This is a genomic window from Nicoliella sp. ESL1113 (assembly GCF_058509245.1).
Window position 1 is genome coordinate 372,185 of the sequence record NZ_CP196387.1, and the last position, 11,560, is coordinate 383,744.

The window sequence follows — 11,560 nt, forward strand, 5'->3', positions numbered from 1 at the left end:
ATGTTTTGCAAAAGAGGGATTGGAATGGCCAAAAAATCAAATGCAAATAAAGTTAGATATAAAATGTATAAATCAGGAAAGTTATGGTTAATTAGTGGAATTACGTTTGCGACGCTTGGGGCTACGGCTTTGTTTACTGCTCCAGTTGCTAGGGCGGATTCAAATGCTGATCAAGTTACCCAAACTAGTTCTGCTAGTGATTCTGCTGCCGTGGTGGTGGCTAGCTCAGCATCCGTTAGTTCGATTTCGGCTGTTAGTGCTAGCAGTGCTGTTTCGAGTGCGGTGAGCGTTGCTGCTTATGACAGTACCAAGTTGAATGCTGCCTCTGGAGCAGTCTTGAGTAATAGCGCTTCCGTTTCTGCTAAGATTAATAATTCAGAAGCCTTGATGACGAATACGATTTTGAATCAAAACTTCCACTACAATACGCCTCGCGGTTATTCAAATGATCTCCAGACGATCCTCCCCCATACCGATGGGAGCGGGAACGTTAATTACTATGACGTTTACTACCTCTATAATCCATACCCGAGTCAGATTCAATTTGCTGATGAATGGTACCATGCGACGACGACCGACTTTAAAACGTTTCAGGCCTACGACAGTGCTGACCCAACGGGGTTAAATAACGTTGCCATTCCTGATCCTGACTATCAAGATGCGAACGGCAAGGTGGGAGGCCAAATCGCTGCTAACAATACGACCGATGGAATTCCGTGGGAATACGCTGCGACCGGTTCGGTCCTTTATAATGACGGCCTATTGAAGACTGACCAGTGGAACAATCCGATCGATGCAAATGCCAAGCTCGCTTACTTTACCTCGTTTACCAGTACGGGTGATCAACAGACCTTCCTCGCCTACAGTAACGATGACCAGCAATTTCATTCTTACCGCTCGACGCCCGTAATGACGCGGCAGCAGTTCGGCATCACGGCCCAGGATTTTCGCGATCCCTACGTTGAACGGGTCAATAATAAGTTGGTCGCCTACGTTTCTGGGGGTTGGTCCAAAAAAATGTATACGTTTACCAGTACCGACGGCATCAATTGGGACTATAACCCTGCCAATGACATTAATTTAGACCAGGGGACTGCGATGGAGGTCGAAACGCCGATCGTTAAGACGGTGAACGGACAGGCGTTCATGTTTTATAGCTGGTCCAATGGTGATGCTGCTAGCGACAAGGCGATCGCCTACATCAATGGTTATATCGACAGCGACGGCCTCTTTAAGACCAACAGCAGCAGTAAAATCACGACTTTAGATCAATCTGCATATAAGGGCGATACATACGCTGGGAACTTTACCAATGTTGATTCTGACACGCTCGTCAATATTAACTGGTCGGGTAGTTGGCAATACTCATTGCTTTCTAGTCTTTATACCTACACTTATTCTAAACACAGTGGGAGCTTTACGTTACCGCGCCTGTTGCAAAATGTGAACGGCACGCTGTGGTCGACGCCGATCGAACCGAACAATCAATTGGTATCGACCATTAAGGTCGCTAAGAACGCCTCGAAGAAGAGTTTTATCATTGGGACAAATAATAAGCTGGACTTTACCTTTGATAATCCGAACAGCAGTCACACGATCAATTTAAAGCGTGGTGAGTCTGATATCTCGATTAAAGTCGGGAAGGGGCGCTTGGTATTGAGCAGAAAGAACGTGATTAATAGCCTGTTGGCCAAGCAGGTCCAAATCCCACTGCCGAATGCCACGACGGCTAAAATGAGCCTGTATTTGGATAATTCGACGTTGGAAATTTACCTGCCCGAATCGAACATGCTATATAACGTTGTCAATTTCACCAGTAACCAAAATGACCCGTATAAGCTGACTAGCAATACTGGCGCGACGATTGATAACTACGAATTTAATGCCAATTATCCCGCTTTGACGGTCGGTGAGCTCAATGCGACGGTCCAGCATTTGAATGGCTACATTGCTGATGACAACGACTCCTTGCAGCACCTGCAAAGTGTGATGAAGCGTTATTATCAAACCAACATTAAGGGCAATGACTATTACTTTGCGAATTCACAGGCGACGACGGCGACTGCTCAGCTCAGCGCCGCCCAGTCATCAATATCAGTGGCCAATAGTTATGTCGCACGTGCCAACGCGTTAGCTAATGATGCGCGGGGCAGCCTATACCTAACGCTTGCCAGTGCGGCGTATAATAGCGCCTCGACTGCTGAAACCTATGCGACTCAGGCAATCATGGCCGCCAATAATACGATGGCGGCCGATGCCCCCGCTGATTTTAAGAATCAGACGACCATTAAGGGTAATCGCGTTCAGTTCGTTGATCAAAAACAAGTCAGTGGTAAAATGGTGACCGACAAAGCGGGGAATACGCACTATTACGATTCGCTGACGGGCTATCAGCTGACGAACACGTTCTACTTTAAGAATGGCAAGTACTACTACTTTGATCGAGCGGGTAATCTGGTTAAGAATCGGTTCGTGCAAGCCGCTGCGAATACCAATTATTATTACTACTTCAATCAAAAGGGCCAAGCGCTGACTGGCCATCAAGTCATTGGTCACAAGCACTACTTGTTTGATGGCAATGGGATTCAGGTCCGTGATCAATTCGTGAAAAGTAAGTCGGGTAAGTTCTATTACTACGATTCCAAGGGCGTTTTGGTGACCAAGTCGAGAACTGTTAACGGGCACAAGTTGACGATTAATCGCAATGGCCAGATTTTAAACCGCAACCAATTGTTAACAGTGCGCGACCCAATTACGCATCAATTAAGTACTTACTACTTGGATCACAACGGCTCTGCTTACCACGGCATCAAGCGGGTCGGCCACTTCCTGTATGATTTCGGGAAGAATGGTAAGTCAATCAATGGGGTCTTTGTGTTGAATGCCCATAATCAAGTGGCGGGCTTTTACGACCAATACGGTTCCGTGATTAAGTTGGAATACGCAAAGGCGTTCGACAAGGATGAATACTACTTCTTTGATAAGAACGGCAAGGCGGTCAGCGGCAGCTACACCGTCAATGGAATCGATCAATACTTTAACCCCAAGGGGGTCTTGGTAATGAACTCGTTTCTGTACTTTAAGGATGGTCGGATCAAGTTCGCAGAGGCCCACGGGAATATCTATAAGAACTTCTTGTTCGAAGAGGGCGGCAAGCAATACTACGCCCAAGCCGATGGGTACCTATTGCAGGATGCGACCAAGGTGATTAACGGCGTTGAATACAGCGCTGATCATAGTGGGGTCCTAACGCCAGTTCAGACTGGTTCTAACTCACAATCGGTTTAATAAAATAAGCACACCAGTTTTGCGCTGGTGTGCTTATTTGTGTTTATAACAACGTATTCAATTTGACGTTAAACAATTGGTAGTATTCATCCTTAAACTCTTCTGGTGGGATCGGAATCGGGCTGGTGATCCAAAGTTCAATTATGTCGAGGGTAAATTTGACGAGCAGGTGGAGGTAAAAGTCGTTGGCCTTCACGTCATCTGAAAAGCGGCTGACCGTCCGTAAGTATTTGTATTCTAAATATTTTTGCCATGCGCCGTTGAGGTCCGAGCGATACAGGATCCGAATCTTTTCGCGTTGCGCATAGATCGCAGGAATCGTCGTGTCCGCCACGCACCGTAGTAACGTATCGAGTGAATTCGCATGGCGTAAGTATTCACCATGGTCAGTAATGGAATGGATGATCCGACTATCGATATCATGAAAAATGAATTTGGCGATGGCCTTTTGACCGCAGAAATTGTTATAGAAGGTCCCCTTGGAGATCCCCGCCTGCGCAATAATGTCGTTATTGGTGATCTCCTCGCTATCATCATTTTGATCAAGGAGAATTAAGAAGGCGTTGGCAATTTTAAGCTTCGTTTTGTTCACTATCATCCCATCCTTATTACATTTGTTTAACATTAATATTACAAAATTATAACATTAATTTGACCTCGGGTGCAAAATATAAGGCGTTTCAATCTTTGGCAGTGAAACACTAACGGCGATGGTGTTCATTTAAATCGAGTTGATCAAGTCGAATCGATGCTAGAATCGCTCAAAGCGGCATTTTATTTACGTTAAAATTGCAGTTATGTTACAAAAACGTTACAAAACTTTGACCACGGGTATAATGGGCAGGGCAGTTAACGGCTTTTGATTTTACTTGTTGCCAGCATTTAGAACGTAAGTCTAATCTTTAAAAACTTGTTAAGAAATAAATAATTGGTTAAGATAAGGGTACATATTAAGCAGCAGAGCCTAGCCATGGGCCCCTGATGATTGCTTTTAAATCGATATCTTAAACAATTAATTGCTAACTGACCATTAGTAAGACCTTTAAATCAGCACATGGTGATCGACACTCGTTCTGTTGTAACATAGAAAGACGCACAATTACATTTTTCTATCATTCACATATTTCAAACATATCTCTCATTCTGATAACCCCGTTGATCATTGATCGGTAGGGTTATTTTTTTGTTTGTACGAATGGTTCATCATTTTATTGTGAGTATTCGCCGATGGTGGCATTTAAAGTGGTTAAAGCATATAATACAATGAGTAAAATACATCGGTAATTACGTTGCCGATTAGAAATGATGGTGAATTAAATGAAGCAATGGCTGCGCTTTATGACACTTTCAACAGCCACGCTCGGCTTGGTAGTATTGAGCGCCCATCAGATGCGGGCACAAGCGGCCGAATCCTACTATGCGAATTTAAACCAAAATGCGCTTAGTAATCCGCAACAGCTCCAGTCGGGCAATGGTTTAGCTAACTATGATAAGAAATCGTTGACCACCGTTGGCAGTATTCCACCGACGGTTATTTATAATGGGAAGTTTACGCACACCCAGTATCAAATGGACCAGCAAAACCCGAGTCACAGCTATACTGATCAGCAGGGGACGACCACCTTTAATACTGATTACTATCTGCCGAAGGGCTTTCACGCCGATTCAAGGGAGTATGGGAACTATCAGAGTACGGTCAAGGTTGGCGATAATTTCTACTTTGTTGAATCCCTGGGCGATTCGGTCAAGCAGGGTGTGATCGCTAAGTACAATACGAACGATTTGACCAATTTAGGGGTGCTCGGTGGCAATGGCGACGGGCGCGACCTGATCTGGAAGGCCTATACCTATACTTCGCCATACACCAATTATGGCAAGCAGAACCTAAAGGATGAGGCGAATTATGAATCGCGGCTCCAGGATGCTAAGTATAGCGACCAAGACTCCCAAAATGCGGTGACCAATGCGAATGCCCAGTTGCTAAGCGACCAGCAAGAAGTCGATCAGTACAACCAGATGTTGGCGAAGACGACGAAGGAAGCCAACCAGTTTGCGGCTAAGCAACAAGCAGCGTTGGTCAAGCAACGCCAGTTCAATGATAAGGTCGTCAAACAGTTGACCGCCAGTAACTACGTGACCTACTTTAAGCAGGTGGTTGCGACGAGCAGCAAGGCGGCTAATCAGATCGATGTGCAACGCAAGCGTTTGGTCCAGCAGGTCAAGAAGGCTGGCAAGGCGGAACGCGGGCGACTAAATGCGCAGTTGCAACGCTTGGTTAAAAAACAGCGCGGTGTGACTGCACAGTTGAAAGAAAACCAAAAGGCCCTTCAGCGCTTTAATACGGGGGTCGGCAAACGCTACACCGCCGCCGTGCAAAACGTCAGTGATGCAAACGACTTAGTGAATCAAGACCAACAAGATGTCACCACGGCCAAGCAGAACGTGACTAATAATACGCAGATCGTCAACGATGAACACGCGTTGTATCAAAAGTACGAATCGATCGTATCGGCCGCCCAGGTCAGTCCATTGTTGAACGTTGGCCACGGGCAGACGTTGTCGTATAACCCCGTAACGCAGAATCTATACCTCGTCCAAGACGATACGTTGCAGAACCTGCCCGCTGGCGGTGAGAACACAATCACTGAATTAAGTCCGACGACGCTGCAGCCAATAAAGCAGTTCAATTTTCCACTCCAGCACGGCAACGATAATTACAGTATCAACACGTTGACCTTTGATACGGCTGGTAACGCCTACTTCGGGCGTAAGGAATCATTCGTTGAAGATAACCAAAAGAGTTATTCGACCTACCAGATCTACAAGGGGACGTTGGATGAAACGAGCGGGGCGGCTAATTTTGCCCCCGTTCCGCAAAATATTAACTGGGGTGGCTATAGTAACCAGAACCTCTCCTACGATGCGTTTAATAACCGCTTATACATCGTTTCTGACAATATCATCACCTCCGTGCCCGCTGATAAGCTCGCGGCTGGCACCGTGCAACCGAGTGACGTTAATTACATGTCGTTTAACATCAATCGGGAGTTCGAAGATTTGACATTCGATGCGCAGGGGTACGGGTACTTGTTGACCCTCTGGGACCCAGAAATTATGAAATCACAAGCTCCAATGAATTAAAAAAAGTCTGATGCGTTCGTGCGCGTCAGACTTTTTACGTTATTTCAATGGATCATGTTTTGGTGCATTGGTACTCTTTTTAGCGGTCAACTTGCCAAGGTTTTGGCCCTTCTTTTGACTGGAAACTAAGTTGTCCTTGATCGTTACCTTGATCTTTTTGCCTTCCTTGGTGACCCGATAGGAAATGTTTTCGCCGAGCACGACCTTCTTAGGGGTGATCAAGTAGGTGTTTTTAGCGACCTTTTTATACTGTGGCGTTAAGATGATTCCCTTCGTATCACTCGTCGAAAAAGCTTTCCCGCTTTTATGAAAGCCCATTGAAACGTAATGGATGCTCTTTTCGGGGGTGTAGATGAAGTATCTGCGGTAGGCATGCTTTTCGCTGTAGCCACCGTGTTCTTTCTTATCGGTCACCCACATGCTAGCCCGCGTCACGATCTTAGGGAGTCCAGTGTGCCACTTGGTCTTAGCGGCGTTTACATTCGTGACCCCAGTGAACGTCAAGAGTGCTAATGAAGCGACCGTCGCACTCAATAGTGGTTTGAATTTCATTGTAATTCCCTCCTAAATGGTGCAAAAAGCCCGTTAATTGTTAATTCTCAAACAATTAACGGGTCTTTAATTGCAATTAATTATTTAAGCACTTTGTCGACGACCCCTTCAACGGAATCCTTCGCCAATGGCTTGTATTCATTTTTCTTAGCATCTAATTCGTATGCTTCGACATCGTTTAAGCCGTCCACGTCAATGTCCTTGTAGTCCTTGCTGTCGTTGACCGCTTTTTTAACTTCCTTGCCAGTTCCGTATAATAAGAACCCGCGGCTATCCTTTTTGAATAGTAAGTCAGCTAATGTCTTGCGGTAATCTTCAGCTTTGGAATCGCTGTGGTCGATCGTGTCAACAAGGTTCAAAAGGGTGTTCCAACCATCAGTAGGGGTGATGGTATCTTCCTTTGCGCTCTTCTTAACGTCGTTTAAACGGTGTTCAACTTCTTTGGTCCCTGCATGTTTGTTTTGTTTATCACTCATATTAAGTACCCCTTTAAGATAAATTTGAAACAATATACCACTAATGTAGCACTATCTACTTAAGAGTCAAGCAATAAGGCTTAGTTAACGGGACTGAATGGTTGGTCGCCATCGAGGATCTGCTTGGTGTTGTTGAGTGAGATTTGGACCATGTTCTTAACGGCCGCATCGGTGTAAAAGGCGATGTGGGGCGTTAAAATGACGTTCTTCATTTGCAATAGTTCGTCGATGAACGGGTTGCCAGTCTTATCGCCTGGGAGCTTGTGGGAGAAGTAGGCGTCTTCGTTTTCGACCGTATCGAGACCTGCGGATTGGATTTCACCATTCTTTAGGGCGTTGATCAGATCAGGGGTGTTGACGACCTTTCCCCGTGAGGCGTTGATGAAAATGGCGCTGTTCTTCATTTGTGCAAAGCGCTTGGCATCCATGAAGTGGAACATGTCGTCGGTCAATGGGGTGTGCATGGTCACGATGTCTGCGTTTTCTAACAGCGTGTCGTAATCAACGTAGTCGAGCGTATCGGCGAGTTCGGGACGGTGGATCGGATCGGTCGCGATCACCGTGGCACCGAGCGCCTTGAAGATGCGGGCAACGGTGCTACCGATCTTTCCTGCTCCGATGATCCCAACGGTCAGGTTGTGGATCTCAGGGGCTTCGACACCACCCCAGCTGAAGTCGTTATGGTGTTCGTTGACTTGGATCATGTGGATATGTCTGAGCATCGCCATCGTCAGCGTCAAAGTATGTTCTGCAACGGAGCGGGGCGAGTAGGCTGGCACGTTGGTTACCGTGATGCCGTTTTCGCGCGCTGCCTTAAGGTTGTAGCTTTCAAACCCCGTACTGCGGACCGCTAAGTTCTTAATGCCGTGTTCGGCCAGTGCAGCGTAGACCTTGGGATCTTCCAGTGGTTCTAATTGGAGAACTGAGATGCCGTCGTAGCCATCGACGATGTCGACGTTATCCAACGAGAGTTCCTTTGGGGTCGTGTCGACCGTGACGTCGTTTGCCTGAGCCCATTCCTTTGCTGCTGGTTGTTCATCTGGTCTAGTACCTAACATTAAAATCTTCATTATGAATTCCTCCTAAAAATAAAAAGCCACCCATACTATTAATGGGTGGCTTTAACTATTATGCCGCCCCACGCTCGCTACGGAAAAGTAACTGCGTGGGTGGTTTTAAAATCACTTGAAAAAGGATTTTGACAACACACAGTTACTAAATAAAGCGTGCGAATTGCCAAAATCGATAACTAATATTTAACTGAATTTCGGTTGTTGTCTGCATTATTAAAAACTCCTTAATATATTAGTCATTAATATCATACAATTTTAATCTAAAAAGTCAAGATTTTCTTTATTTTGTTTAGGATTGCTTAAGCCTAATTGCAAGCACGAACCGAATATAAGATAATTGATTCATTCACTAAACAGAAGAAAGCGAGATGGAGATTATGGCAATTTTGGTTACAGGTGGTGCGGGATACATTGGTTCACACACCGTTGATAACTTGGTGCATGACGGCTATGAAGTAGTCGTTATTGACAATTTATCAAATGGGCATCGCGAGGCTGTTAACCCCGACGTAGAATTTTACGAGGGGGATGTTCGTGATCGTGAATTTTTGGACTATGTTTTCGCCCACGAATCAATCGACGCGGTGATTCATTTTGCTTCTGACTCGATCGTGGCGGATTCGATGAAGGATCCCTTAAAATACTTTGATAATAATGATGGCGGGACGATTTCGTTGCTTGAAGCAATGCGGGACCATGAAGTCAAGCGGCTGGTCTTTTCGTCAACTGCAGCGGTGTATGGGCAGCCAGAAAAGATGCCAATCACAGAATCAACGCCTAAGCACCCCACGAATGCTTACGGACAAAGCAAGTGGATCATGGAACAAATGGCGCAGTGGGCTGACCGTGCTTATGGCATCAAATTCATTGCGTTGCGCTACTTTAATGTCGGTGGTGCTAGCAAGGACGGCTCGATCGGTGAAGATCATAACCCAGAGACGCACTTGATTCCGATCATCCTTCAAGTTGCCAGTGGCAAGCGCAACGTCTTTAAGATGTTTGGGACCGATTACAACACCCCCGATGGGACTAATATTCGTGACTACGTGCACGTTGTCGATTTAGCCAATGCCCATGTGCTCGCCATGAAGCACCTGATGGCTGGTGGAGATTCGACTGCTTATAACATCGGGTCGTCGCACGGCTTTTCGAACCTGCAGATTCTAGAAGCAGCGCGTAAGGTAACGGGTGATCCGATTGAAACCGAAAAGGCGCCCCGTCGGCCAGGAGACCCTGATGAACTAGTTGCCGATTCAACACGGGCGCGGACTGAATTAGGTTGGCACCCCCAATTTGACGACATCGAAGTGATCATCGAAGACGCATGGCGGTTTGCCCAAAAGCACCCACATGGATTTGCAAAACGGTAAACAAGATAATTGCAGTTTGGCCCGGATTATTTTACGATAGTGGCGTAGATAAATAATTACAGGGAGGTACCATCATGGAAGGATTAACGACCACCACCAAGTTGAACAACGGGGTTGAAATGCCTCGGCTCGGCATGGGGGTTTGGAAAAGTGATAACGAAACTGCTAAAAATTCAGTGATCGCAGCCCTAAAGCACGGTTATCGGATGATCGACGTTGCCAAGCAATACGGTAACGAAGCCGGAACTGGTGAAGGAATCAAAGAAGGCTTAAAGGAACTCGGCATGAACCGTAAGGACCTATTCGTAACGACGAAGGTTTTTAATGGAGATCAAGGCTATGACTCCGTTTTACACGCCTTTAAGGGGCAATTAAAGCGGCTCCAATTGAGCTATGTGGATCTCTTATTGATTCACTGGCCAGTTGACGGCAAGTACATCGATACTTGGAAGGCGATGGAAAAGCTTTACCATGATGGTAAGGTTCGTGCAATCGGGGTTTCTAATTTCAATAACGAACGCATGGATGATCTATTAGCTCACGCCAACGTGACGCCCGCCGTTAACCAAATGGAATTTAATCCCGTCTGCCAAGATAAGGAAATTATCGAACACGATAACCACCTCGGCATTCAAGTCGAAGCATGGTCACCACTTGGCGGGGGTGAATCATTGAGCAACCCTGAAATTAACAAACTCGCTGAAAAGTATGGCAAGTCCGCAGCCCAAGTCATTTTACGTTGGGACTGGCAACGCGGGATCATTACGATTCCAAAGTCATCGCATGAAGAACGAATCGTTCAAAACAGCGATATCTTTGATTTTGAACTTTCCGATGAAGATGTTGCTACGATCAATAAGTTGGACCAAGACAAGCGTTCATTGACTTACAACATGTTCAAGTGGCACAACCCAGCTGGTGCACCCGATGATGTTGACAAGTGGCCTGACTCACCTGCTGATTACAAAGCTTAATTTATTAAAACGAACGAAAAGTGGTTCTCCAAAACGGAGGCCACTTTTTTTGCGTATTTAAGGGGTAAGGGGGGTGCTTCGATGGATAATTCAAATGATGGAAAAAATGCTGATGTTTTAAACTCGTTGGAGTTGATCAAGGCCGATATTGAAAGGATTAATCATCTTTATCAAGACGATCCAGATAAAGCGGCTGCTGAGATTCAGAAATTATTTGAAATCGATTAAATTATACAAAAGGACTCCTCAATTCGGGGAGTCCTTTTATTAGTGTTTTCTTAATTTTGGTCTAAATATAATCTTTCAAACACCCTTTCATTAGTGTTATGATATAAGGGAGTATTTATTAAAATGTTTAATGGGATTTCTACCTAAAAAATAATCTATATCATTAAGGGAAGTGGTAATTATGACTGAAAAATCTACTGAAAATGATTCTTCACAACCAATGACTTTGGCTGATAAGCAAGCAGAACTTCGCAAGTTCGTGTCGCTTTCTGATATTCAGTTACAAGCGCTCATCGACCGAATTTCTCCAGATGCTAGAAGTCGTAAAGTGATGCAAGCAGATTTAGCCAAGCAGAGTAACCTCATGAAATCGCAAATTGAAAAAGTTAAGTCCATTCAAGAAGCCGATCAACTTTACGAAAAGTTTGAAAAACAATTCAAGTAGAAGTCATATTTAT

General features: G+C 45.3%; 10 protein-coding genes. 6 read left to right on the forward strand and 4 right to left on the reverse strand.

Going from position 1 to position 11,560, the window contains the following annotated elements:
* Window positions 1–24: 24 nt before the first annotated feature.
* Window positions 25–3,288: a KxYKxGKxW signal peptide domain-containing protein gene (locus tag ACSYTJ_RS01400; protein ID WP_491719977.1), complete on the forward strand. Its 3,264-nt coding sequence runs from the start codon at window positions 25–27 to the stop codon at window positions 3,286–3,288.
* 43 nt (window positions 3,289–3,331) lie between these two features.
* Here ACSYTJ_RS01400 and ACSYTJ_RS01405 read toward each other — a convergent pair whose 3' ends face one another.
* Complete coding sequence (locus ACSYTJ_RS01405) at window positions 3,332–3,880, reverse strand: TetR/AcrR family transcriptional regulator (RefSeq protein ID WP_491719978.1); 549 nt, start codon at window positions 3,878–3,880, stop codon at window positions 3,332–3,334.
* A 725-nt stretch (window positions 3,881–4,605) separates the two neighbouring features.
* Here ACSYTJ_RS01405 and ACSYTJ_RS01410 point away from each other — a divergent pair.
* Window positions 4,606–6,429 carry a hypothetical protein gene (locus ACSYTJ_RS01410; RefSeq protein WP_491719979.1) on the forward strand — a complete coding sequence of 608 codons (1,824 nt, stop codon included), beginning with the start codon at window positions 4,606–4,608 and terminating at the stop codon, window positions 6,427–6,429.
* Between the two features lie 39 nt (window positions 6,430–6,468).
* On the opposite strand, the gene ACSYTJ_RS01415 is transcribed toward ACSYTJ_RS01410, so the two are convergent.
* The 3 genes from ACSYTJ_RS01415 to ACSYTJ_RS01425 all read right to left on the reverse strand — a co-directional run bounded on the left by ACSYTJ_RS01415 (window position 6,469) and on the right by ACSYTJ_RS01425 (window position 8,530).
* Window positions 6,469–6,981 carry a hypothetical protein gene (locus ACSYTJ_RS01415; RefSeq protein ID WP_491719980.1) on the reverse strand — a complete coding sequence of 171 codons (513 nt, stop codon included), beginning with the start codon at window positions 6,979–6,981 and terminating at the stop codon, window positions 6,469–6,471.
* Between the two features lie 80 nt (window positions 6,982–7,061).
* Window positions 7,062–7,457 carry a hypothetical protein gene (locus ACSYTJ_RS01420; protein ID WP_491717093.1) on the reverse strand — a complete coding sequence of 132 codons (396 nt, stop codon included), beginning with the start codon at window positions 7,455–7,457 and terminating at the stop codon, window positions 7,062–7,064.
* A gap of 80 nt (window positions 7,458–7,537) precedes the next feature.
* Window positions 7,538–8,530 (reverse strand): D-2-hydroxyacid dehydrogenase, encoded by a 993-nt coding sequence (locus ACSYTJ_RS01425; RefSeq protein ID WP_491720121.1) that lies wholly within the window; start codon window positions 8,528–8,530, stop codon window positions 7,538–7,540.
* 377 nt (window positions 8,531–8,907) lie between these two features.
* Between ACSYTJ_RS01425 and galE the strand changes: the two genes are divergently transcribed.
* From galE to ACSYTJ_RS01445, 4 genes are all read left to right on the forward strand, one after another.
* On the forward strand, window positions 8,908–9,900 hold the full coding sequence (galE, locus tag ACSYTJ_RS01430) for a UDP-glucose 4-epimerase GalE (RefSeq protein WP_491719981.1): 993 nt from the start codon (window positions 8,908–8,910) through the stop codon (window positions 9,898–9,900).
* A 74-nt stretch (window positions 9,901–9,974) separates the two neighbouring features.
* Window positions 9,975–10,874, forward strand: coding sequence for an aldo/keto reductase (locus ACSYTJ_RS01435; protein WP_491719982.1), 900 nt, complete (start codon window positions 9,975–9,977; stop codon window positions 10,872–10,874).
* A gap of 81 nt (window positions 10,875–10,955) precedes the next feature.
* Window positions 10,956–11,102 carry a hypothetical protein gene (locus tag ACSYTJ_RS01440; protein WP_491717095.1) on the forward strand — a complete coding sequence of 49 codons (147 nt, stop codon included), beginning with the start codon at window positions 10,956–10,958 and terminating at the stop codon, window positions 11,100–11,102.
* 181 nt (window positions 11,103–11,283) lie between these two features.
* Window positions 11,284–11,547 carry a hypothetical protein gene (locus ACSYTJ_RS01445; RefSeq protein ID WP_491717096.1) on the forward strand — a complete coding sequence of 88 codons (264 nt, stop codon included), beginning with the start codon at window positions 11,284–11,286 and terminating at the stop codon, window positions 11,545–11,547.
* Window positions 11,548–11,560 lie beyond the last annotated feature (13 nt).

What these genes read in the sequence shown, in the direction of transcription:
- ACSYTJ_RS01400 (WP_491719977.1), top strand. Translation starts at nt 25, where the DNA reads ATGGCCAAAAAATCAAATGCAAATAAAGTTAGATATAAAATGTATAAA.
- ACSYTJ_RS01410 (WP_491719979.1), top strand. Translation starts at nt 4,606, where the DNA reads ATGAAGCAATGGCTGCGCTTTATGACACTTTCAACAGCCACGCTCGGC.
- ACSYTJ_RS01415 (WP_491719980.1), bottom strand. Translation starts at nt 6,981, where the DNA reads ATGAAATTCAAACCACTATTGAGTGCGACGGTCGCTTCATTAGCACTC.
- ACSYTJ_RS01420 (WP_491717093.1), bottom strand. Translation starts at nt 7,457, where the DNA reads ATGAGTGATAAACAAAACAAACATGCAGGGACCAAAGAAGTTGAACAC.
- galE (WP_491719981.1), top strand. Translation starts at nt 8,908, where the DNA reads ATGGCAATTTTGGTTACAGGTGGTGCGGGATACATTGGTTCACACACC.
- ACSYTJ_RS01435 (WP_491719982.1), top strand. Translation starts at nt 9,975, where the DNA reads ATGGAAGGATTAACGACCACCACCAAGTTGAACAACGGGGTTGAAATG.
- ACSYTJ_RS01440 (WP_491717095.1), top strand. Translation starts at nt 10,956, where the DNA reads ATGGATAATTCAAATGATGGAAAAAATGCTGATGTTTTAAACTCGTTG.
- ACSYTJ_RS01445 (WP_491717096.1), top strand. Translation starts at nt 11,284, where the DNA reads ATGACTGAAAAATCTACTGAAAATGATTCTTCACAACCAATGACTTTG.